The organism is Shewanella acanthi, from assembly GCF_019457475.1.
Classification (GTDB): domain Bacteria; phylum Pseudomonadota; class Gammaproteobacteria; order Enterobacterales; family Shewanellaceae; genus Shewanella; species Shewanella acanthi.
Genome location: NZ_CP080413.1, coordinates 2,089,517 through 2,112,945 on the forward strand (window position 1 = coordinate 2,089,517; position 23,429 = coordinate 2,112,945).

General features: G+C 46.2%; 18 protein-coding genes. 8 read left to right on the top strand and 10 right to left on the bottom strand.

Going from position 1 to position 23,429, the window contains the following annotated elements:
* Positions 1–135 precede the first annotated feature (135 nt).
* A complete protein-coding gene (aroA, locus tag K0H61_RS09165) occupies positions 136–1,416 on the bottom strand; it encodes a 3-phosphoshikimate 1-carboxyvinyltransferase (RefSeq protein ID WP_220048799.1) in 1,281 nt (426 codons plus the stop codon).
* A 457-nt stretch (positions 1,417–1,873) separates the two neighbouring features.
* Between aroA and K0H61_RS09170 the strand changes: the two genes are divergently transcribed.
* Positions 1,874–3,064 (top strand): amino acid aminotransferase, encoded by a 1,191-nt coding sequence (locus K0H61_RS09170; RefSeq protein WP_220048801.1) that lies wholly within the window; start codon positions 1,874–1,876, stop codon positions 3,062–3,064.
* A gap of 241 nt (positions 3,065–3,305) precedes the next feature.
* Here K0H61_RS09170 and serC read toward each other — a convergent pair whose 3' ends face one another.
* A complete protein-coding gene (gene serC, locus K0H61_RS09175) occupies positions 3,306–4,400 on the bottom strand; it encodes a 3-phosphoserine/phosphohydroxythreonine transaminase (RefSeq protein ID WP_220048802.1) in 1,095 nt (364 codons plus the stop codon).
* A 104-nt stretch (positions 4,401–4,504) separates the two neighbouring features.
* Positions 4,505–7,267 carry a DNA gyrase subunit A gene (gene gyrA, locus K0H61_RS09180; RefSeq protein WP_220048804.1) on the bottom strand — a complete coding sequence of 921 codons (2,763 nt, stop codon included), beginning with the start codon at positions 7,265–7,267 and terminating at the stop codon, positions 4,505–4,507.
* A gap of 384 nt (positions 7,268–7,651) precedes the next feature.
* Between gyrA and ubiG the strand changes: the two genes are divergently transcribed.
* From ubiG to yfaE, 5 genes are all read left to right on the top strand, one after another.
* Positions 7,652–8,362, top strand: coding sequence for a bifunctional 2-polyprenyl-6-hydroxyphenol methylase/3-demethylubiquinol 3-O-methyltransferase UbiG (gene ubiG / locus K0H61_RS09185; RefSeq protein ID WP_220048806.1), 711 nt, complete (start codon positions 7,652–7,654; stop codon positions 8,360–8,362).
* Position 8,363: 1 nt separating this feature from the next.
* Positions 8,364–9,041: an HAD family hydrolase gene (locus tag K0H61_RS09190; RefSeq protein WP_220048807.1), complete on the top strand. Its 678-nt coding sequence runs from the start codon at positions 8,364–8,366 to the stop codon at positions 9,039–9,041.
* A gap of 630 nt (positions 9,042–9,671) precedes the next feature.
* Positions 9,672–11,960 carry a class 1a ribonucleoside-diphosphate reductase subunit alpha gene (gene nrdA, locus K0H61_RS09195; protein ID WP_220048809.1) on the top strand — a complete coding sequence of 763 codons (2,289 nt, stop codon included), beginning with the start codon at positions 9,672–9,674 and terminating at the stop codon, positions 11,958–11,960.
* A gap of 60 nt (positions 11,961–12,020) precedes the next feature.
* Positions 12,021–13,151 carry a class Ia ribonucleoside-diphosphate reductase subunit beta gene (nrdB, locus tag K0H61_RS09200; RefSeq protein WP_220048811.1) on the top strand — a complete coding sequence of 377 codons (1,131 nt, stop codon included), beginning with the start codon at positions 12,021–12,023 and terminating at the stop codon, positions 13,149–13,151.
* A 32-nt stretch (positions 13,152–13,183) separates the two neighbouring features.
* Positions 13,184–13,612, top strand: coding sequence for a class I ribonucleotide reductase maintenance protein YfaE (yfaE, locus tag K0H61_RS09205; protein WP_258405931.1), 429 nt, complete (start codon positions 13,184–13,186; stop codon positions 13,610–13,612).
* A gap of 355 nt (positions 13,613–13,967) precedes the next feature.
* Here yfaE and K0H61_RS09210 read toward each other — a convergent pair whose 3' ends face one another.
* The 3 genes from K0H61_RS09210 to K0H61_RS09220 form a co-directional block, all read right to left on the bottom strand.
* Complete coding sequence (locus tag K0H61_RS09210) at positions 13,968–14,480, bottom strand: hypothetical protein (protein ID WP_220048813.1); 513 nt, start codon at positions 14,478–14,480, stop codon at positions 13,968–13,970.
* Between the two features lies 1 nt (position 14,481).
* Positions 14,482–14,778: a hypothetical protein gene (locus K0H61_RS09215; RefSeq protein ID WP_220048814.1), complete on the bottom strand. Its 297-nt coding sequence runs from the start codon at positions 14,776–14,778 to the stop codon at positions 14,482–14,484.
* A 643-nt stretch (positions 14,779–15,421) separates the two neighbouring features.
* Entirely contained in the window at positions 15,422–17,440 is a 2,019-nt protein-coding gene (locus tag K0H61_RS09220; protein WP_220048816.1) for an NADPH-dependent 2,4-dienoyl-CoA reductase, read from the bottom strand.
* Between the two features lie 165 nt (positions 17,441–17,605).
* Here K0H61_RS09220 and sppA point away from each other — a divergent pair, with 165 nt between their 5' ends.
* On the top strand, positions 17,606–19,450 hold the full coding sequence (gene sppA / locus K0H61_RS09225) for a signal peptide peptidase SppA (RefSeq protein ID WP_220048817.1): 1,845 nt from the start codon (positions 17,606–17,608) through the stop codon (positions 19,448–19,450).
* 160 nt (positions 19,451–19,610) lie between these two features.
* A complete protein-coding gene (ansA, locus tag K0H61_RS09230) occupies positions 19,611–20,624 on the top strand; it encodes an asparaginase (RefSeq protein ID WP_220052607.1) in 1,014 nt (337 codons plus the stop codon).
* A 122-nt stretch (positions 20,625–20,746) separates the two neighbouring features.
* Here the strand turns inward: ansA and K0H61_RS09235 are convergent, their stop codons facing one another.
* The 4 genes from K0H61_RS09235 to K0H61_RS09250 form a co-directional block, all read right to left on the bottom strand.
* Positions 20,747–21,028, bottom strand: coding sequence for a YeaC family protein (locus tag K0H61_RS09235; RefSeq protein WP_220048819.1), 282 nt, complete (start codon positions 21,026–21,028; stop codon positions 20,747–20,749).
* Positions 21,025–21,342 (bottom strand): zinc ribbon domain-containing protein, encoded by a 318-nt coding sequence (locus K0H61_RS09240; protein ID WP_220048821.1) that lies wholly within the window; start codon positions 21,340–21,342, stop codon positions 21,025–21,027. Before K0H61_RS09240 ends, K0H61_RS09235 begins: the two co-directional genes overlap by 4 nt.
* An 8-nt stretch (positions 21,343–21,350) precedes the next feature.
* Complete coding sequence (locus K0H61_RS09245; RefSeq protein WP_220048822.1) at positions 21,351–22,478, bottom strand: M14 family metallopeptidase; 1,128 nt, start codon at positions 22,476–22,478, stop codon at positions 21,351–21,353.
* A gap of 170 nt (positions 22,479–22,648) precedes the next feature.
* Positions 22,649–23,320, bottom strand: a complete 672-nt coding sequence (locus K0H61_RS09250; RefSeq protein ID WP_220048824.1) for a response regulator transcription factor — start codon at positions 23,318–23,320, stop codon at positions 22,649–22,651.
* Between the last annotated feature and the right edge of the window lie 109 nt (positions 23,321–23,429).

Sequence of the window (23,429 nt, forward strand, 5' to 3'; positions counted from 1 at the left end):
TGAGTTCATTGATTGAGCCCCGAAAATGAGCGCGCCGCATTGTACAATAAATTACAAATAAAATCCGTGGAAATTTTATGAAGTAAAAAAGCCGCTAAGCAGCGGCTTTGTAAACTTTTCTTAAGGATGCCGAATTTAGGCGTGCAGACGCGCAAACTGGGCGAAGTAATCTGGGAAGGTCTTTGAGGTGCAGTCAGGATCGTTTATCGTGATGCCACAATCGGCAAAGGCCATCATCGAAAAACACATCGCCATGCGGTGATCGTTATAGGTATCAATCTCCGCAGTATTGAGTGTTTCCGGCGGGGTGATTTGAATATAATCGTGCCCTTCTTCCACTAACGCGCCCACTTTACGTAATTCTGTTGCCATCGCCGCTAAGCGGTCGGTTTCCTTAATCCGCCAGTTATAGATATTACGAATAGTGGTCGTGCCTTCTGCGAACAGTGCCGCGGTAGCAATGGTCATCGCCGCATCGGGAATATGGTTCATATCTAAATCCACCGCCTTAAGGGGGGCGCCGCGGGCAATAATGTAATCATCACCCCACTCGATATCGGCGCCCATTTTTTCGAGCACATCGGCAAATTTAACATCACCCTGGATACTTAAACGGCCAACCCCAGTCACCTTTACCTCACCGCCCTTAATGGCGCCTGCCGCCAAAAAGTACGAAGCAGACGAAGCATCACCTTCAACTAACACTCTACCCGGTGATACATATTGTTGACCTGAGGGGATTTCAAAGCGGGCGTAGTCATGGTTAATCACCTTAACCCCAAATTGCGCCATCAGTGCCAGAGTAATATCGATATAAGGCTTTGATACCAGTTCACCTTTTACATGGATATTGACGCTGTCTTTAGCAAGGGGCGCCACCATTAATAGTGCCGTTAAAAACTGACTCGATAAATCCCCTGCAATTTCAACATTGCCACCACTTAAGCCCGTCGCGTTGATGGTCAGTGGCGGAAAGCCCTCATTTTTAAGGTAGTCCACATTAGCGCCGAGTTGTCTTAAGGCATCGACGAGATCGCCAATCGGACGCTCTTCCATTCGCGGCTCACCCGTTAGGGTAAATTGGCCCTGACCTAAGGTTAACGCGGCGCATAATGGACGCATGGCGGTACCCGCATTGCCTAAAAATAGGGTTTGAGCGGTATCAGATGAAATCACGCCACCTAAACCCGTCAATTCACAGATGGTATTATTTTGCGATAAGCGGTAATCGACACCTAACTGTTTTAGCGACGCCAACATATGGCGAATATCATCGGAGTCAAGCAAATTGGTCAGTGTGGTCGTACCCTTGGCTAAGGTCGCTAATAACAAGGCGCGGTTAGAAATACTTTTCGAGCCAGGAATGTTGACTTCACCACTGACTTGCACAACAGGTTCAAGACGTAATTGCTTCATGAATAAATCTTCTTTCTCTTATGGCGTTATCACTAGATACGCGGGCTGAATACGTAAATTGACAACTCAACGCGGTTGTAGGTCAACCGAGGGCGTCAAGTTAGAGTTACAAATAAAAGGAGATTAAGGGCCTTGTTGGTGCTTCGTCGTTATAAAATTACCGATAGTGGCAAAGGATTCAACCGTTTTTTTATAATAAATGGGTTTTAACGCTAAAAAATGGTTCTAAGCAGTTTAAAAATGACAAAAATACACATTATTAAGGCCAAATTAGTGATTTTCGACCAAATTTGGCAGGCTTTTTTGCCAGTTTAGTTAGCCGTTAGTTACAGTTTTTACTTTAAATTAGGGATCTTTACACGCTATTCTAGCTTTAAAGGAAAATAACGCATATCACATGCCATTTTTGATGTTGCTAACTCATTCTTGCTAAATAATCATAAAGGTAGATGGAACCATGTTTAATTCTCTGATCGCAATGCCTGCGGATCCAATCCTCGGCCTGCTGACACAATACCGCGAAGACACTCACCCACAAAAAATCGATTTAGGTGTCGGCGTCTATAAGGATCCTGCGGGCAACACCCCCATCCTTAATTGCGTGAAAAAAGCGGAGAAATTCCGTTTAGATACCGAAACTACAAAAGTCTACATCGGCCCGACAGGTTCAGCTAAATTCAATTCCTTAATGACTGAACTTGCCTTCGGCGAAGATCACAGCGCGATTCTCGCTAATCGTATTCGCACCGTATCGACCCCAGGTGGTACTGGCGCCCTTCGTGTTGCCGGTGACTTTATCAAACGCTGTAATCCCAATTCGGTGCTGTGGGTGAGCGATCCAACCTGGGCAAATCATGTGGGTCTGTTCGAAGCGGCGGGGATTACGGTTAAAACGTATCCATACTATGACTATGATACTAAGTCATTAAAGTTCGATGAGATGTTAACAGCCCTGTCTCAAATCGGTGCAGACGATGTCGTGTTACTGCACGCCTGCTGCCATAACCCAAGTGGGATGGATCTCACGACCGAACAATGGGATAAAGTGGTGGCGCTGACCAAACAGCAAGGCTTTACGCCACTTATCGACATGGCCTACCAAGGTTTTGGTGATGGTGTGGATATCGATGCCTACGGTGTCCGTCAAATGGCGGCAGCCGTTGATAACATGATCCTCTGTAGTTCATGCTCTAAAAACTTTGGCCTATACCGTGAGCGTATCGGTTCATGCTCTGTGATTGCCAAAGATGCAGCACGTGCCGATATCGCCCAATCGGTACTGCTGTACGTAGTGCGCTGCCTCTACTCGATGCCACCTGCCCACGGTGCGGCGATTGTTGAGACGATTCTTGAGTCTGCTGAACTCAAGCAAGAATGGTTAGCAGAGCTGCAAGTGATGCGCGATCGCATTAACGGTAACCGTGCCATTCTGGTGGATAAACTGAAAGCCAATGGCGTTGACCGTGATTTCAGCTTTATCGCCCGTCAGAAAGGGATGTTCTCTTTCCTTGGCGTCAATCCAGAGCAAGTTGAGCGCCTGAAAAAAGAATTTAGCATTTATATGGTGGGTTCGAGCCGTATCAGCATCGCGGGGATCAGCGAAGATAACGTTGATTATCTAGCGCAATCGATTGCTAAAGTTTTATAACACCCAAGTATTAACACCTTGATTTAAAGTTAAATAAAGTCACAAAAAACGAATGCCTTGGCATTCGTTTTTTTCGTTAAGCAGTTTTTTTGCGGTGTAACTTAACGTGCTTCACTCAACATTCACTTAAACATTAAGTGAAAAATAAGGGCACTTAGACTCAGTTATCTAAGTGCCCTATTAATTTATTTAGGCTCATTTCTTAAAACAAAAGTAACCGACAAATGTCGGTACTAAATGCTTATTTGCTGTGCTTCGCCGCAAAGTCATTCATAAAGCTAACGAGCGCAACCACACCTTCGAGTGGCATCGCATTGTAAAGGCTAGCACGCATGCCGCCGACAATACGGTGACCTTTAAGCGCAAGTAATCCCGCCGCCTGCGCCTGCTTTAAAAACTCACCATCGAGCGACTCGTCACTCAGTTGGAAAGTCACGTTCATTTTCGAGCGGTTAGCCGCAACCACACCATTTTTATAGAATGGGTTAGCGTCGATGCACGCATACAGCATCTGCGCTTTTTGCTTGTTGATTTCTGCAATGCTAGCCACACCACCGATAGATTTAAGCCAAGCAAACACTTCAGCGGCCAGATACCAAGCAAAGGTCGGCGGGGTATTAAACATGGAGTCAAATTCCACTGCCACGCGGTAATCCATGATGGAAGATTGCGTCAGAGTAGGCAGTTTTAGCATATCGTCACGGACGATAACGATAGATAAACCCGAAGGACCAATGTTCTTCTGCGCGCCCGCGTAGATTAAGCCGTAACGGCTGACATCAATCTCGCGAGACATAATCGTTGAGGATAAATCGGCGATAACAGGCCATGGACTGTCTAACTCATCAAAAATTTCGATGCCATCTACTGTCTCATTCGGACAGTAGTGCACATAGCGATAATCCGCATCAAATTTATGGAGATCAGGAATGACTACTGCATTGAGACCATTGTGTTTTTCAACAATATTCAGGCTATCAATCTGGGCTTCACCCGCTAGTTTTTGCGCTTCAGTAAAGGCCGATGATGACCATTGACCGCTAAGCAAATACAAAGCACGGCCATTGTCGCCAAGAAAATTATTCACAATAGCGGAAAACTGGCCACGACCACCGCCATGCATAAATAGCACATGGTAATTGTCAGGGATATTCATCAGTTCACGTAAATCCGCTTCGGACTGCTCGGCTAACGCGATAAATTCCTTACCTCTATGGCTTACTTCCATAACGGATACGCCAAGACCATTCCAATCGAGTAATTCCTGTTGTGCTTTCTTCATTACCGCTTGGGGTAACATTGCAGGTCCCGCACAGAAATTATAAATCGCGCTCACAGCCCCTCTCCTTTTTTACAACCATGATTTTTGAATTCATAAAATAGAACGTTGCCACGAAAAAAACGAGCGCCCAATTGGACGCTCGTTTTAAGGCTTAAGAATTAGTCTTCGTCTTGCTCGTCGTCAAGCGCTTCGTCTTCTTCTAACTCTTCATCCAGTTCGTCATCTAACGCTTCTGGCTCTTCTTGAACAGAATCACCTTCCACTGCAACGGGCACGATTGGGTTGCCGTTTTCATCCAGCTCGACGTCATCTTCGTCACCCTGGATTTCATCGATACGTTGTAAGCCAACCACTTTCTCGTCACTTGCAGTGCGGATGATAGTCACGCCTTGGGTGTTACGACCGATGATAGACACACCGTTCGCTGGAGTACGCACAAGCGTTCCCTTGTCGCTGATCAGCATGATTTCATCATTGCCACCAACTTGAACCGCACCCACAACCGCACCGTTACGCTCACTCACCTTAATCGACACCACACCTTTAGTGGCACGGCTCTTAGATGGATATTCAGATAACTCAGTACGTTTACCGTAACCATTTTCAGTGACGGTTAAGATAGCGCCATCGCCCTTAGGTACGATAAGCGATACGACTTTTTGGCCTTCTTCAAGCTTGATACCGCGAACACCGGTCGCGCCGCGACCCATCGGACGCACGCCCTTGAAGTTGATCTGTGGATTGCCTTCTTCGTCTAATACTGGGTTACCGTTTTCATCGACGACGGCAACTTCTTCGCCTTCTTTAAAGCGAACCACTTTACCTTCGTTCGAGAACAACATGATCTCATCGTCACCGTTGGTGATATCGACACCGATCAGTTGGTCACCGTCTTTCAGGTTCACGGCAATAATGCCGTTTGCACGTGGGTTGCTGTAAGCCGTCAGTGCCGTCTTCTTCACGGTACCGTTAGAGGTCGCCATAATGATGTACTTATCTTCTGCGTATTCACGCACCGGCAGAATCGCAGTAATACGTTCACCATCGGACAGCGGCAGTAAGTTAACAATCGGACGACCGCGGGATGTGCGGCTCGCCAGTGGTAATTGATATACCTTGAGCCAGTACATCTTACCAAAATCTGAGAAGCACAGAATGGTATCGTGGGTGTTAGCAACCAGCAGTTTTTCAACGAAATCTTCGTCTTTCACCTTAGTTGCGGCTTTACCCTTACCACCACGGCGCTGGGCTTGGTAATCGCTCAGCGGTTGGTACTTGGCGTAGCCTAAGTGCGACAAAGTGACGACGACGTCTTCTTCGTTGATTAAGTCTTCAAGACTCATATCAATTTCGTTGGCGTTGATCACCGTGCGGCGGGCATCGCCGTATTCGGCCAGAATTTCTTCTAGCTCTTCTTTGATCACTTCCATCAAACGCTCTGGGCTTCGCAGAATAAACAGTAGACCTGCGATGAATTCGAGCAGTTCTTCGTATTCGGCGATGATTTTATCGTGCTCAAGACCGGTTAAACGGTGTAAGCGTAGCTCTAGAATCGCCTGAGCCTGTTGCTCGGTTAGGTAATATAAGCCATCACGGATCCCAAATTCTGGCTCTAGCCATTCTGGGCGGGCGGCATCATCACCAGCTTTCTCAAGCATGCCCTGAACATGGCCCAGTGCCCAGCCCTGTTCAACCAGTTTAACTTTGGCATCTGCTGGGGTTGGCGAGGCTTTGATCAGCGCAATAATCGGGTCGATGTTGGCAAGCGCAACCGCTAATGCCTCAAGGATATGGGCACGTTCACGGGCCTTACGCAGTTCGAATACAGTACGGCGAGTGACCACTTCACGGCGGTGAAGAATAAAGCACTCGAGCATTTCTTTCAGGTTAAACAACTTAGGCTGACCGTTAGTCAGGGCCACCATGTTGATACCAAAAGAGCACTGCATTTGGGTTTGTGCGTAAAGGTTGTTCAGCACAACTTCACCCACCTCACCGCGCTTAATTTCAATAACGATACGCATACCGTCTTTATCAGACTCGTCACGCAGACCGCTAATCCCTTCAATCTTCTTATCTTTAACCAGCTCAGCGATTTTCTCGATGAGTTTGGCCTTGTTCACTTGATAAGGAATTTCGGTGACGATGATGCGTTCACGGCCGTTATCTTCGGTTTCGATTTCTGCAAGGGCGCGCATGACAGCACGGCCACGGCCTGTCTTATAAGCATCGATAATGCCCTTACGGCCGTTGATAATCGCTGCGGTTGGGAAGTCAGGACCTGGGATGTATTCCATTAACTGTTCGATTGACAGCGCAGGATCGGCGATTAAGGCTAAGCAGCCTTTGACCACCTCGGTTAAGTTGTGTGGCGGAATGTTTGTCGCCATACCAACCGCAATACCCGATGAACCGTTGATTAACAGGTTAGGCACACGGGTTGGCAACACCGCAGGAATTTGTTCTGTGCCATCATAGTTAGGCACATAGTCCACGGTTTCTTTTTCAAGATCGGCAAGGAGTTGGTGCGCTAACTTATCCATGCGGATTTCGGTATAACGCATTGCCGCTGCGGAGTCACCGTCGACCGAACCGAAGTTTCCTTGTCCGTCTACTAAGGTGTAACGCAGTGAGAAAGGCTGAGCCATACGAACGATAGTGTCGTATACCGCCGAGTCACCATGGGGGTGATATTTACCGATGACGTCACCGACTACACGGGCAGACTTTTTATACGGCTTGTTCCAATCGTTCTTTAATTCACTCATGGCAAACAGCACGCGGCGATGCACAGGCTTGAGGCCATCACGCACGTCTGGTAATGCACGACCCACGATGACGCTCATGGCGTAATCAAGGTACGAATTCTTTAGTTCGTCTTCGATATTAATTGGCGAAATAGATGATGCCAGATCAGTCATAAACTGCTCGTTCCCCTGAAAATTAGCCGACAACGTATAATCCGTATCATTGAGCGGCCCAAAAACGTGATTTGGCATTCTAACACAGTTATTTAATGTCGCTAGACCTAAGCACGGTGAAATGCAAAGGTTGTAGCTTAATAGATGAAAACACTGTCAAAATGGGCATTTAAGGCCATAAAAATTGGTTAGGGTTTGGACGATTTAGGTAAAAGCCTGCTTATTCTGTCAGCAGAAATTGCGTTTAAAGTCTCAACTTCGATAAATAAGCCGCACAATTGCTGAAATTTCACTCAACCACAAAGACTTAGATTGTGCTTATGCTGTGTTTATCACCCGCAGTCGTTATAATAGCGCCACTATACAGCCGCTTTAGGTACGAAGATGCAACACAACAGCAATGTAGACCCACAGGAAATCGCGAAATTTGAACGTATGGCCGAAACGTGGTGGGATCTCAACGGCGAATTTAAGCCCCTTCATCTATTAAACCCGCTGCGATTAAATTACATCGATCAGACCGCCGGTGGCATTTTTGGCAAGAAGGTGCTCGATGTTGGCTGTGGTGGCGGCATTTTGTCTGAAAGCATGGCCCGTATTGGTGCTGAGGTAGATGGCCTTGATATGGGTGAAGAGCCCTTAGAAGTGGCGCGTCTACATGCACTGGAAACGGGCGTGAGTATTAATTATGTGAAAAACACCGCTGAGGCCCACAGGGAAGATCACCGTGAATACTACGATGTAGTGACCTGTATGGAGATGCTCGAGCATGTGCCAGATCCGCAATCTGTTATCCAAGCCTGCTGTGATATGGTCAAGCCCGGTGGCTTTGTGTTTTTCTCCACCATCAACCGTAACCTTAAGGCCTTTGTCGAAACCATTATCGGCGCCGAGTACCTATTAAAGATGTTACCCGTTGGCACCCATGATCATAATAAGTTCATCAAGCCATCTGAGCTGATTGCACTGGTCGACAATACCGACCTTATCTGCCGCGATGCCATTGGCATTACCTACAATCCACTGACAGGCATCTTTAAATACACACCGAAGGTGGACGTCAACTATATGATTGCCACCCAAAAGGTAGATTAAGATGACTTTGACTCAGGTTTCCGCGGTTTTATTCGATCTCGACGGCACACTCGCCGATACTGCGCCGGATTTAGTCAATGCCCTTAACCTGAGTCTTCAAGATCACGGCATTCAAAGCCAAAGTGAAACTCAGCTTCGAAGCGCCGCTTCCCATGGCAGTATGGCCTTAGTTAATGCCGCCATTCCCGATGCCGATGAGGCGCTTAGACTCGCCGTGCAGCAGGGGCTACTGAATCATTATCAGCAAGTTAATGGCGATCATTGCCAGTTGTTTGAAGGCATAGCGTCAATGCTCGATTGGTTCGATGCCGTTAAACTGCCCTATGGCGTTATTACCAACAAACCCGCCCGCTTTACCCGCCCACTATTAAAGAAGCTTAAACTTGAGCAGCGCCTAAGTGTGATGATCAGTGGCGACTCCACCCGTTTTGCTAAACCCCATACCGCCCCCATGCTGCTCGCGGCGCAGCAGGTACAATGTTTGCCGCAGCACATCTTGTATTTAGGTGACGCCGAGCGCGATCTAATCGCTGCGAATGCCGCGGGCATGTTAGGTGGCGTCGCGCTTTGGGGCTATTTGAGTGAAAGCGATAAGCCAGATACTTGGCCTCACCATGCACAATTCGCCACACCTACGCGATTACATCAAGCTCTGATGAATAATGTTCGCCGAAATTAGGTTGTAACTCCATCTTAAAGATTAACCTCTTTCAAAGCTGTGCCTACAGAGGCTATCTGTAGAGTTCCATATTCTGGCTTAGCAAGCTTCAGCGCATCTCTGACGAGTTTGCATAGCATGGATAAATGTTGGCTTATATTGCACTTTTGTTAGGGGTAATCGTCCGGGTGTTATCGCAAATCAACGCCCAATTAACGAAGTAACCGTAAGCGAGATATTCCAATATTCTGACGCTGTCAATAATCAGGCTTACGATCGCTGCTTATTTTAGCGATCGATTCATGCAAAATCTTTGTATGAAAAATGCCCTTCATTCGGTCACGCTAACGAGAATTTGAGCTTCAAGGTTAGTCTTTACTAACCCCTGTTATTATCCTCAAGATATCCACAAGATACCCCCCGAATTGATGCTTGCAAATGCCCTCAAACCTCACTATCTTGTATCTTAGATTTTTTAAAACACCATATCTTGTGTATAGGTAGCAATCAGACACACTAGAAGTTCCCCGCTAAATCGGCAGTGTTCACCATCGCCAGCAGTATTATGGGTTTTCAGGTTGATTGTTTTACAAGGAAACGTAGGGTGAAAATATTCACCTAGACAGATATCAGAACCAAGGCCTCTCCTCAATGAATAGCAATATGACAGTCACAAAACGCTGTGGTGCTCGTGAGACGATTGATCTCGATAAAATACACCGCGTAATTACTTGGGCAGCCAAGGGATTAAAAAACGTTTCTGTTTCTGAAGTTGAACTTCGCACGCATTTACAGTTTTTCGACGGTATTCCAACTGAAGCGATCCATGAAACGATCATTAAATCTGCTGCGGATTTGATTTCGCCAGAATCGCCTGATTATCAGTTCCTTGCTGCGCGTTTAGCCGTATTCCATTTGCGTAAGAAGGCCTTTGGTCAATTTGAGCCGCCAAAGTTATACGATCATGTGACTAAGTTGGTTGAGCTTGGCAAGTACGACGCACACATCCTCGCAGACTACAGCCGTGAAGAACTTGATATCATGGACAGCTATATCGACCATTGGCGCGATATGGACTTCTCCTATGCCGCGGTTAAGCAGTTAGAAGGCAAGTACTTAGTGCAAAACCGTGTTACCCACGAAATCTACGAAAGCGCGCAGTTTTTGTATATTCTGGTGGCCGCGTGTCTGTTTGCCCGTTACCCACGTGAAACCCGTCTGAACTACATCAAAGATTTCTATGATGCGGTGTCGACCTTCAAGATTTCGCTACCAACGCCAATTATGGCGGGCGTACGCACTCCTACCCGTCAGTTTAGCTCATGCGTACTGATTGAGTGTGGTGACAGCCTAGATTCTATCAACGCGACAGCCTCGTCTATCGTGAAATACGTCAGCCAACGTGCGGGTATCGGTATCAACGCCGGTCGTATCCGCGCCTTAGGTAGCCCAATCCGTGGTGGAGAAGCCTTCCACACCGGTTGCTTGCCTTTCTACAAGTATTTCCAAACGGCAGTAAAATCTTGCTCACAAGGCGGCGTACGTGGCGGTGCGGCAACCCTCTTCTACCCAATTTGGCACTTAGAAGTGGAATCCCTGCTGGTACTGAAAAACAACCGTGGTGTTGAAGATAACCGTATCCGTCACTTAGATTACGGCGTGCAGCTCAACAAGCTGATGTACCAACGTCTGATCAAGGGTGAAAACATCAGCCTGTTCAGTCCATCGGACGTACCAGGCCTGTACGATGCCTTCTTCGAAGACCAAGGCGAATTCGAGCGTCTGTATCTGCAATACGAAAACGATAGCAGCATTCGTAAGAAGTCATTAAAAGCCGTGGACTTGTTCTCACTGATGATGCAAGAGCGCGCTTCAACAGGCCGTATCTATATCCAAAACGTGGATCACTGTAACACCCACAGCCCGTTCGATTCGAAAGTCGCGCCGATCAGACAATCTAACCTGTGTCTTGAGATCGCCCTGCCGACTAAGCCATTGAACAACATTGACGATCCTAACGGTGAAATCGCCCTGTGTACCCTGTCGGCATTGAACTTAGGCGCAATCAAAGATTTAGCCGAGCTTGAGCCATTAGCGGACTTAGCAGTACGCGCATTGGATAACCTCTTGGATTATCAAGATTACCCAATTAAGGCGGCGCAGATTTCATCAATGAACCGTCGTACTTTAGGTATTGGCGTGATCAACTTTGCTAACTACTTAGCAAAAAACGGCATGAAATACTCTGATGGCAGTGCAAACAACCTGACCCACAAGACCTTTGAAGCGATTCAGTACTACTTACTGAAAGCCTCAATGACACTGGCGAAGGAAAAAGGCGCATGTCCATCATTTAACGAGACCACCTACGCCCAAGGTATTCTGCCAATCGATACCTACAAGCGCGATCTCGATAAAGTGTGCAACGAGCCATTGCATTTAGACTGGGAAAGCCTGCGAAGCGACATTAAAGAGTACGGTTTACGTAACTCTACCCTGTCTGCGCTTATGCCATCTGAAACCTCTTCACAGATTTCAAACGCGACTAACGGTATCGAGCCGCCACGTGGTTTAATCAGTGTGAAAGCCAGTAAAGATGGTCAGTTAAAACAAGTGGTTCCTGATTTCGATGAACTGAAGCACAACTATGAATTGTTATGGCAAATGCCAAGCAACGACGGTTACCTGCAGCTCGTTGGTATCATGCAGAAGTTTGTTGACCAAGCTATTTCGGCCAACACTAACTATGATCCAGCCCGTTTCGAAGGCCGTAAAGTGCCAATGCAAACGCTGCTGAAAGACCTGCTCAATGCCTATAAGTTGGGCGTTAAAACGCTGTACTACCATAACACTCGCGATGGTGCATCGGATCAACACGATGACATCACCAACATAGAGAAAGAAGACGACGGCTGCGCCAGCGGTGCATGTAAGATCTAATCTTCACTGTTAACGGTTGCGGGATCCCTTGGGATCCCGACTTATTGGAATCAAAGAACCATGACCTACTCTACATTCTGTCAAACACCCAACGATGCTACCCGCGAACCTATGTTCTTCGGCCAATCGGTAAACGTAGCCCGTTATGACCAACAAAAATATGAAGTGTTTGAAAAGCTGATCGAAAAGCAACTGTCGTTCTTCTGGCGTCCAGAAGAAGTGGACGTGAGCCGCGATAAAATCGACTACAACGCACTGCCAGAGCATGAAAAACACATCTTCATCTCTAACCTGAAATACCAAACCCTGCTGGATTCTATCCAGGGCCGCTCGCCTAACGTGGCATTTTTGCCGTTAGTGTCGTTGCCAGAGTTAGAGACTTGGATTGAAACTTGGTCATTCTCTGAGACCATTCACTCACGCTCTTACACCCATATTATCCGTAATATCGTCAATGACCCTTCAGTCGTTTTCGATGATATCGTGGAAAACCAACAAATTCTGCGCCGCGCGACCGACATCGCCGAGTACTACGATAACCTGATCAAACTGACACAGATTTATCACCTGTTAGGTGCGGGCACCCACGTCATCGACGGCGAGCCGATTGAAGTCAACACTCGTACCCTGAAAAAAGCCCTGTACCTGTGTATGATGTCGGTTAACGCCCTAGAGGCGATTCGCTTCTACGTGAGCTTTGCCTGTTCATTCGCCTTTGCCGAGCGCAAGCTGATGGAAGGTAACGCTAAAATCATTCGTTTGATTGCCCGCGATGAAGCACTGCACTTAAACAGCACCCAGCATATCCTCACGATTATGCAGGGCGGTAAAGATGACCCAGAAATGGCCGAAATCGCCATTGAATGTCAACAGGAAGCCTACAACCTGTTCCTTAAGGCCGCTGAGCAAGAAAAGGAATGGGCAAAATACCTGTTTAAAGACGGTTCTATGATCGGGCTTAACGAGCAGATCCTCTGCCAATACGTTGAGTTCATCACAAACCAACGCATGAAATCGGTTAACCTGCCACAGCCTTACGCTGAGCTAACGAACCCGCTACCATGGATGAAAAACTGGTTAGAAAGCGATGCCGTACAAGTGGCGCCGCAGGAAGTCGAAGTGTCATCCTATTTGGTCGGTCAAATCGATGCAGCCGTCGATAGCGATGAGTTCCTCGATTTTGATCTTTAAGATGCCTATTTAAACCAAAAACATAAAAAATAGTGACTAAATCAACACAACGCGCTGCTAATAGCTTGAGACAAGCTAACAATCCCTTTACTAAGGCGCCTATCGTGCGCCTTCAAGGTCAACCCGTGCTGCTCTTCACTGCGCAGCACGAGTCATTGTTGCAGGCATTAGAGTCGAAAAAGGTCACTATTTTTTCTGAATGCCGCAATGGATTTTGCGGCGGCTGTAAAACCCGCATGTTAAGTGGCAGCGTAAGCTATTTAACAGAGCCCCTCGCCCACCTCGAAGCCGATGAGTGTCTGCCCTGCTGCTGTATTCCTGCAGAAGATCTCGAGCTCGATTTATCCCCTGAAGGCGCCATGGTCGTCAGCCATCCTCGCCATAAAACTAAGCCGTCAACCAAGTCTGTTGCTAGCGCTGCAAGCAAAGCCGTACTTCAGCAAGAAGCCCGCGAAGAGTAATCACAGCGTTCTAGTCCAAAACCTAGGTAAATGGTAGTAAACGACGCTTTCTATCAACGCATAGGAGGCTTTGAAGTTTAACCTCCTTCGTCCTTTGTTTGTTAACCCACACAATTGCTGATCAGGGGAATATGCAGATTTATCTGTATTCAGCTTGTGGATATTTAGAAAAGGCTCAAAGACTGTATTCAGTTGTGGTTAGAATCCCAGCGAATTAAATGACTGCAGTATAAGCAGTTAGGTATACATGCTGAATACTGATGTGGCTTTCATCTAAAAGTGATTGAGCAAATCAACCTGAACTAAGCATTGAAAGTGGAAGAAGCTAAATTAATCTATCGATGTAACTTTTCAATCAAGGAGTTCTGCTTTTTGTTCTCCCGCTTACTTGATTTGCTAAGCCTTCTTCATTCAAGGCTTCCAAACCCATTTTTTGGATGAGGTATTTTGCTTCATCCTTGGCATCATTATCTAATTTTAGCTTTCCAATATAACCACCCAATGCAGTTACAGCCGCGATTGCAGCAGCCGGAACAACAAGAGCGGGAGCCAAAGAGGCCGATACCGCTGCACCAATAGTTGTCAACAACGCGACATTACTTGTTGTGCTAAACAATCGATTTTCACGCTTCTCAATAGACTGAATTTTCTTCAATGTATTCTTATTATTTTCAATGAACTTTAATGCAGTATATTTGGCTTTATCTGTATCTTTATACTTAAGTTCGTGAACATAGTAATTTCTTAAAACCTTATTAAAAGTTTCATATTCTTGGCTCTCTTGCTCAAAATCTTTCTCTAAAGATTTCAGAATAGATTTTATGCTTTCGTACTGGGAAACTAACTGTTGATCATGATCGTTATTCATATCAGCCTCCACTTGAATTTGTTGCAGACAAAAGTCCCGTCCATCCTAGGCCTGCTGCGATAGCTTGAGCAGGTGATGTAGGTATGGTGAGCAACGTACCAATTAGTGCTCCTAAAGCCGCGAAAAGGATTGCCTCAAAAAACCTCCCATATGCAGACTGAGCAGCATCTGGATTTATATACCCCAAGACTGCAAATGGAGGCTCCCCATCTTTATGAAGCTTAAAAAAGAGAACAAAAGCAGCTACAAAACACAGTATGTAGTATGCCAGCTCTATATCAAATAATTTTTGTTCCATATATATCTCTTTTCTTCCCTATGAGCTTAACATTGTATTATCCACACTGCTAATAAACCCAAACAGTAGTGAGTGAGGTATTTGGGTGAAGCGAAAAAATAATTCAACTATCCCAAGAAGTTAGCATTGGACTTAGTGGGCTTTCAATATTTTTATCCTGAAAAGCAGGACTTTACATTCGTAGAAGCATTTTGACGTGATTAATAAGATTTAAGCGAAAGACTAATGCTTCCATAAAATTGCATAGATTTCCAAGCAAAAATCGATACCTTTATAGGCTCGATTTTAAGCAATTTTATACGTTTTTCACAATAACAGTGTTTATGCAGAGGGTTGATATTTGGGTATTTTATTTTCAAACAATATGTGTACTCGGAGCCCGTGTAGAATGTTCAAAGGATCCTTTGTTTTATAATGTCGATACCATTTGAACTTTCCTATTACTTAGGAAATACAGTAAGGTGTAACAAGAGTTTGTTTCCTTTGACCAAAACCAGCGTAAATCAGCTTCTTAGAAAACGTAGAGAGGGTTCGACTCCCTCGCTATATTTGCATTTACGTAACTTAATTCAAATCAATAAAAAAGCCTGAGCATGGCTCAGGCTTTTGAAATCACTAACAACGATGAGTCATTCGGAATTAACTAGAGACGCATTGCCAGTTCTGCACCTTGGCGGATTGCCCGTTTGGCATCAAGTTCTGCGGCCACATCCACACCACCAATCAGGTGCACAGGCAAGCCAGTCGCCTTCATTGAATCCACTAAAGTACGATTAGATTCTTGGCCCGCACAGAGGATAACGTTATCCACGGCTAAGACTTCAGTTTTATCGCCAACGCGAATATGTAAACCCGCATCGTCAAACTTCTCGTAGTTAACGCCAGTCTGCATCTTCACATCGTGTTGCTTTAACACGCTGCGGTGGATCCAGCCCGTGGTTTTACCCAGACCTGCGCCCATTTTCGAGGTTTTACGTTGCAGCAGGTAAACCTGTCGGTGTTTTTCACCCTCACTTGACGGTTTAATTAAGCCGCCCGCATGTTGGTACTCTTTATCAATACCCCATTGCTTGAGCCATTTCTCTGGATTGAGGGTGCTCGATTCTGCTTCACACAGGAAGTGCGCCATATCGAATCCAATACCGCCGGCACCAATCAGTGCAACCTTTTCACCAATGCTGACTTCGCCAGTCAGCACTTTTTGGTAGTTAACCACTTTTGGATTATCAAAGCCTGGCAAATTTAAATCACGAGGCACAACGCCTGAAGCGATAACCACTTCGTCAAATTGTTCAGTCTTTAACACCTCGGCATCAAGACGGGTGTTTAAACGTAAATCAACTTTGTACAGTTTGATTTGATTGAGGAAATAACGAATGGTTTCGTTAAATTCTTCTTTACCTGGGATTTTACGGGCAAGATTAAATTGTCCACCCACTTCCGATTTCGCTTCAAACAGCACAACCTCATGGCCACGCATGGCAGCATAAACCGAGAACGCCATACCCGCAGGACCTGCGCCCATCACCGCAATGCGCTTCTTCTTGCTGGTCGGGAGGAAGTTAATTTCGGTCTCGTAACAGGCTCGTGGGTTAACCAGACAGGTCGAGCGCTTCATCGAGAAGGTGTGATCTAAACAGGCTTGGTTACAGCCAATACAGGTGTTGATAAGCTCCGGCGTATTTGCTGCCGCTTTATTCACAAAATCAGGATCGGCAAGGAAGGGTCTGGCCATCGACACCATATCCGCCTGACCTGAGGCAATAATGTGCTCGCCAATTTCTGGCGTATTGATACGGTTAGTGGCAATCAAAGGCACATTAACAGACGATTTTAAACGCTCGGTGACCCAGGCAAAGGCTCCGCGCGGTACGCTAGTTGCAATCGTTGGAATACGGGCTTCGTGCCAGCCGATACCGGTATTTAGAATTGACACACCAGCGGCTTCAAGCCACTGCGCCAATTTCACTACTTCATCCCAAGTTGAGCCATTATCGACTAAATCCAGCATCGACAAACGGAAAATAATGATGAAATCACGGCCCACTTTTTCTCGAATGGATTTTACGATTTCGATGGCAAATTTGGCACGGTTTTCAAAACTACCGCCCCATTCATCAGTGCGTGTATTGGTGCGTGCGCTAATAAATTGGTTAATGAGGTAACCTTCAGAGCCCATCACTTCAACGCCATCATACCCAGCACGCTTAGCAAGAGCTGCTGAGCTTACGTAGTCTTTAATGGTTGAACGCACCTGACGGCTCGACATGGCTGAGGGCGTAAAAGGCGTAATAGGCGATTTGATTTTACTCGGCGCCTGTGAAAACGGGTGATAACCATAACGACCCGCATGCAGAATTTGCATACAAATCTTGCCGCCCGCTTCGTGTACGGCTTCGGTCACTAAACGGTGCTTACCCACTTGCCATGGAAAACTTAATTGACATGCATGGGGCGTTAAACGGCCTCTGAGATTGGGAGAAATACCGCCGGTGACAATTAAGCCCACACCGCCTAACGCGCGCTCTTTATAAAACGCTGCCAGTTTCTCAAATCCGCCCTTTTCCTCTTCTAAACCTGTGTGCATTGAACCCATCAACACACGGTTTTTAAGCTGGGTGAAGCCCAGATCTAAGGGTTCTAATAAATGGGGAAACGACATTCAAACGTCCTTTTTAAACAGTTGATTGAAATTAGCATACCTCGAGTGCTGTATAAGCTCAACTGTTACCGGAGGGCGAAAAGTTAAAAAAGCTTACAATTGTATTTCGCCTGTACCGATAATTTCGGTTAGCATGGGCGGATTGAATTAGTAAAGGAGTGGCTAATGTCGGCTAACCCATCGTTTTTTAAGAGAATATGTTTGTTCATTTGGAATGTCGTTAACGGCATACGCAAACTTATCCTCAACCTTATCTTCTTCGGCCTACTGGTCTTACTAGTGATTGGTATTGGCAGCAATGAGCAATTCCAAGTCGAACAGAACTCAGCTTTAGTGCTTGATTTAGCAGGCTCGATCGTCGATCAGAAACAGCAAGTTGACCCACTAGATGCACTCCTTAAGCAAGGAAAAGGCGCTGATGGCGAAGGGGAAATCCTGCTAGCCGATATTATTTATGTAATAGATAACGCCGCTCAAGATAAACGTATTAACTCGATTGTGCTCGATTTAGCGCAGCTGCAACGTGCTGGTATTAGCAAACTACAATCTATCGGTGATGCCCTTAATCGCTTTAAAGAAAGCGGTAAAAAAGTGGTGGCGATCGGTAATTACTATGAACAAAACCAGTATTTTTTGGCCAGTTTCGCTGACACCATCTACTTAAACCCGCAGGGTAGCGTCTCACTCGATGGTTTAAGCATGTACAATCAGTACTTCAAATCCGCCCTCGAAAAACTCAAAATCAAAGCGCATATCTTCCGCGTCGGCACCTTTAAGTCGGCCGTTGAACCGTATATGCGTGATGATATGTCTGATGCCGCAAGGGAAGCGGGTCAAGAGTTACTCGATGACGTGTGGCAAAGTTACACGCAAACGGTCGCGGCTAACCGTAATATTGATGCTCATTCTTTGGTACTCGATGCCCCCGCCTATCTTGCAGAATTAGATAAGGCTCAAGGCGATTCGGCCACCATGGCGATGAATATGAAGTGGGTCGATGCCTTGGCGACCGATGAAGACTTCCGTAAAACCATGCTCGATGCTGTAGGTAAAGCCAGCAAAGGCGACTCGTTCAAGCAGGTCGATTTTTACAACTACTTGACACTTGTAAGCCCGTTACCGAATTTGACTGAACAAGATACGGTTGGTGTCATCGTTGCCAGCGGCACGATTTTGAATGGTTCACAACCTGCTGGCCAAATTGGTGGCGAAAGTACAGCCGAGCTATTACGTAAAGCACGCTTTGATAAACAGGTTAAAGCAGTTGTCATGCGTGTAGACAGTCCTGGCGGCAGCGCCTTTGCCTCCGAGCAAATTCGTCAAGAACTCCTCGCCCTAAAAGCAGCGGGTAAGCCTGTCGTTGTCAGTATGGGAAGCCTTGCCGCATCGGGGGGATACTGGATTTCGGCCAGTGCCGATTATATCTATGCAACGCCAACAACGCTCACCGGCTCTATCGGTATCTTCGGTATGATTACTACCTTTGAAGATTCGCTATCAAGTCTTGGGATCCATACCGATGGTGTGGCGACATCCGATTGGGCCGGCTTGTCGGTCACACGTACCCTCTCCCCACAAGTCGAAGCCGTTATCCAGCGCCATATCGAGCGCGGTTATTTAGACTTTATTTCCTTGGTCGCCAAGGAGCGTAAAATGAGTCTAGAAGAAGTCGACAATATTGCTCAAGGACATGTGTGGAGCGGTAAAAAAGCCTTAGAGCTTGGCCTTGTGGATGAATTAGGCGATATCGATGACGCCATTGGGAAAGCAGCTGAACTTGCCAAGTTAGATAATTTCGATACCCGCGTTATCCAACAGGAACTGACCCCTGAGCAGTTATTTGTACAGGAGATGTTTGCCTCGGTATCGAGCTATCTGCCTGCCTCAATCGGCCAATCCAGTGTATTGGAGCAACTGTTAAAGCAATGGACAGGAAACTTAAAAACCTTAGCCTCCTTTAACGATCCTAACCATGTGTATGTGTACTGTGAGCATTGTTTAATTAACTAGCTCACTAACGTGAAGCGATGAGATGTATACTCAATCACTTTAGTACCGAAATAGTTACATCCCATCCCATTGTAAAAGCCCGAGTTCTCGGGCTTTTTTATTGGGTTTGTTACTGCGAAATCGTATAATAAGCCCACTTGCAGCAACACTCATGACAATAATGACTAAACGCTCTATTTATGTTGCCTATACGGGCGGTACTATCGGCATGCAAAAAACCGATAATGGTTTTGCCCCCGTCGCCGGATTTTTAACCCAGTGCGTGCAATCCATGCCTGAGTTCTACCACGCTGAAATGCCACACTTTGTCATTCACGAATACTGTCCGTTGATAGACTCATCCAACATGGCGCCGACCGATTGGCAGATGATTGCCGATGATATCAAAGCCAATTACGACAAATACGACGGTTTTGTGATTCTCCACGGCACAGACACTATGGCCTACACCGCCTCTGCCCTGTCGTTTATGTTGCAAGGCCTGTCTAAACCTGTGATTGTGACCGGCTCGCAAATTCCATTAGCCCAGTTACGCTCAGACGGCCAAACGAATCTATTGAATTCACTCTACATTGCGGCAAATTATCCAGTTGCTGAGGTGTGTTTATTCTTTAATAACAAACTGTTTCGTGGTAATCGCTCGACTAAAGCCCATGCAGACGGTTTCGATGCCTTTGCGTCACCCAACTTTCCGCTACTGCTCGAGGCGGGTATTAAAATTAACCTACGTGCTGGCAAGATTGCCGTACCCTCGAACAAACCGCTAGAAGTGGTGAATATCAGCCCGCAGCCTGTGGGTGTAGTAACGCTTTACCCTGGGATCTCAACCCAAATTTTTGAGAACATTCTGCAGCAGCCCGTTAAAGCGCTTATTTTATTAACCTTTGGCGTGGGGAATGCGCCGCAGGATCCTGAGTTACTGAACACCCTTAAACAGGCGGATGAGCGCGGCATCGTGCTAGTCAACCTTACCCAGTGCTTCCAAGGCAAGGTGAATATGGGCGGCTATGCGACCGGTAATGCGCTGGCCCGTGCGGGCGTGATCTCAGGTGCCGATATGACTATTGAAGCAGCATTAGCTAAACTGCATTATTTGCTGTCGAAGGATCTTAAACCCAGTGAGATTAAAGCGGCGATGCAACAAAATCTGGTGGGTGAATTGAGCATAGATTAAGGCGACCTGACAAGACTCGGTTAAAATATTTAAGCAAATTCAACTGTAATCGTCTTATTTGAGTAATAAAAAAGCCCATCGATATGGGCTTTTTTATTGTGTTTAAATTAATTGCGATAGGATTAAATCTCTTCGGCACTAAACTCGGCAATAGATTCACCGCGGAACTGCTTTTTAAGCTCTGCCTTAGACAATTCGTTAAGTTTACCGCCCGCGGCAATGGTGAAATGCTCGGTCTGATCCATACGGCGCGCTTGGTATAGCATCACAACTTGTAGTGTCGATTCGCGCTGCGCTTCACTGAGGACTGTACCATCTTCCCACTTACCTAACTCAGCCGCACTGCGAAGTCTCTCGTACACTTCGACCGGCATTTGATCGATCATCTGATTAATGTCTGTCATACACTTTTTCGCTTATGTAATACAATTCTGACGCGGGTTACCAAATAACCCACAAATCCAAATACCACGCATACCCCTGAAATATAGGCACGCATGCCTTCGGCAGGTTCACCGCCCCACATCCACAGCACCACGCCGGCGATAAACAGCGTCATCGCCACAAAGCTTTGGTTGATCAGTGAGCTTGACTGCTGAATATGGTTAATGCGCACCTGCGAGCTATTATCGCCAGACGCTTTAGCTTCACAGTTTGGGCAGGACTTTGCCTTACTGGACATTCGCTTGCGACATACGGGACATTCAATTAATGCCATGGTAATACCTATCGTAATTTATCAACCACCGCGAGCATGGCAACTAATGAGGCTTCGCCTAAGTAGATGCTGCGCTCAGGTGACCAACCCACAAATGGATCCTGCAGGTTGTTGTTATCTTTAAACGGCATTTCGAGGGTGTTAGATAAACACTCGAAGGTTTGCGCTACCCAGTTAGATGCTACGGTTAAGTTCGCCTTACCTGGCTCATCCTTGGCATAACCAAATTCAGTTTGGAAATCCGCGCTAACCAGCGTTAACGCTTGGCTAAATTCCGCCTGTAACTGAGCGAGTCTGTCGTTATAGGCAGGAACCCCTTCACAACCCGCGAGGAACACATAGGGTAAGCCTTCATCACCGTGGACATCGTAAAATAAATCCACGCCGGTTTGCTTCATTTTGTTGACCACATGATATACCTCAGGGCTTTTTTCTAAGCTCGGGTTTTGCCATTCGCGGTTTAAGTTAATGCCTATAGCATTGGTACGCAGATGGCCGCGAACACTTCCGTCAGGGTTCATGTTGGGCACAATGTAAAAGTTGGCTTTATCACGCAGTGCTTTTGACGTTGGGCAATCGTTATCAAGTAGGCGGTTAACCAAACCTTCCACCAACCACTCTGCCATAGTTTCACCTGGGTGTTGACGTGCGGTGATCCAAATATTTCGCTTGGAAGGATCGCCATCACCCACTTTCATCAGAGTGATATCACGGCCATCTAAGGTCAGCCCTAAATGCTCAAGATTGACATCTGGGTGCAACTGCGCGCCGCTGAGTAAATCTAAGTGACGCTCATAGCTGTATGGTGCAAAGTAGGCAATTTGAATCGCATCGCAATCAAGCGTAAGTTCGATACTCAATTTGCCGTCGATATATTGTGTTGGCACACGGAACCAATGCACTCGGTCATAACTTGCTACCGCGTGATAATCCTGCCAACCCTTTGGATAAGAGGCATTGCCCGCATTGATAATATTAAGAGTGTAATGATTACCGACTTCACCTTCGAAGCGGAAGTTAAACCATTGATAGAACTCACCGCCGGCATCGGGACGAATGGCAAGTTGGATATCGTCTTTATTATCAAGATTAATGACTTGGATATTACCGCCATCAAAATTGGCACTGACTCGCATAGTGTGATTCCTAGAGGGTTGTACAGCTGATGGCCAAAGACCAACGCACATTGTATTTATGTGCCATAGGATAAACTAAATCGGGATCAGGGCAAAATGAAAGCGACTAAAATCGAATAAGTAAAAGCCATTCAGTTCGTTTAATTAACCCAGAGAAAATTTAATTGAGGTTAAAAGCAAAAACTGTAACCTTGTCCCCTTACCGTGTTAATCACATTCCGACTGTCGAGATTCTTCGCAATTTTGCGTCGAGTGTTACTAATGTGCATATCTAAATTTCGGTCATAACGGCCAAGATCACGCTGCAAAATCGATTTTTGCAATTCTTGTTTGGTGACAACCTGCCCCTTTCGCTCAAAAAGGTATTTAAACAGCTTAAACTCGGTTTGAGTGAGACAGACAACAGAGCTACCAATTAATAAGCTCTGACCAAGCTCATCCAGCAGAATTTGGGGGGACGTTAGGGATTCCGGTGTGGCTGTTTTACGATAAAGCCGCCTCTCTAGCGCTTGCAACCTAACATTTAACTCCTTAATACTAAAAGGTTTACATAGATAATCATCGGCACCAAGTTCATAACTGCGGATCCTATCTTTTTCACAGTCCTTTGATGAAAATACAATAACGGGCGTTAAACAGTTCTTTCCTTCCAACATCTCAATACCCGACATCACTGGCATCAATAAATCCAGCATTATCACATCAGGGCAAAAATCTGAAATGAGGTTTAACCCTTCAAGCCCATTGCTAGCACAGATAACTTGGTGTCCCTGCGCCACTAAGGCCTCATTCAACCAACAGCGAAAAGTGGGGTCATCATCGACCAGTAGTATCCTGCTCACAAACAATCCTTAATGCAAACCATTATCATTTATATTACTATAATGATAAATAGATGGCTAGTGCATCAAGCGTAAACCCTACTCCAGTATGATGAATTGCATCAGCCCA

Bases quoted from the DNA above. Each gene is read 5' to 3' on its own strand.
- K0H61_RS09235 (WP_220048819.1), bottom strand. From the start codon at position 21,028: ATGACAGACATTAATCAGATGATCGATCAAATGCCGGTCGAAGTGTAC.
- K0H61_RS09220 (WP_220048816.1), bottom strand. From the start codon at position 17,440: ATGTCGTTTCCCCATTTATTAGAACCCTTAGATCTGGGCTTCACCCAG.
- K0H61_RS09240 (WP_220048821.1), bottom strand. From the start codon at position 21,342: ATGGCATTAATTGAATGTCCCGTATGTCGCAAGCGAATGTCCAGTAAG.
- gyrA (WP_220048804.1), bottom strand. From the start codon at position 7,267: ATGACTGATCTGGCATCATCTATTTCGCCAATTAATATCGAAGACGAA.
- K0H61_RS09170 (WP_220048801.1), top strand. From the start codon at position 1,874: ATGTTTAATTCTCTGATCGCAATGCCTGCGGATCCAATCCTCGGCCTG.
- ansA (WP_220052607.1), top strand. From the start codon at position 19,611: ATGACTAAACGCTCTATTTATGTTGCCTATACGGGCGGTACTATCGGC.
- aroA (WP_220048799.1), bottom strand. From the start codon at position 1,416: ATGAAGCAATTACGTCTTGAACCTGTTGTGCAAGTCAGTGGTGAAGTC.
- ubiG (WP_220048806.1), top strand. From the start codon at position 7,652: ATGCAACACAACAGCAATGTAGACCCACAGGAAATCGCGAAATTTGAA.
- K0H61_RS09215 (WP_220048814.1), bottom strand. From the start codon at position 14,778: ATGGAACAAAAATTATTTGATATAGAGCTGGCATACTACATACTGTGT.
- K0H61_RS09245 (WP_220048822.1), bottom strand. From the start codon at position 22,478: ATGCGAGTCAGTGCCAATTTTGATGGCGGTAATATCCAAGTCATTAAT.
- K0H61_RS09210 (WP_220048813.1), bottom strand. From the start codon at position 14,480: ATGAATAACGATCATGATCAACAGTTAGTTTCCCAGTACGAAAGCATA.
- sppA (WP_220048817.1), top strand. From the start codon at position 17,606: ATGTCGGCTAACCCATCGTTTTTTAAGAGAATATGTTTGTTCATTTGG.
- nrdB (WP_220048811.1), top strand. From the start codon at position 12,021: ATGACCTACTCTACATTCTGTCAAACACCCAACGATGCTACCCGCGAA.
- K0H61_RS09190 (WP_220048807.1), top strand. From the start codon at position 8,364: ATGACTTTGACTCAGGTTTCCGCGGTTTTATTCGATCTCGACGGCACA.
- nrdA (WP_220048809.1), top strand. From the start codon at position 9,672: ATGAATAGCAATATGACAGTCACAAAACGCTGTGGTGCTCGTGAGACG.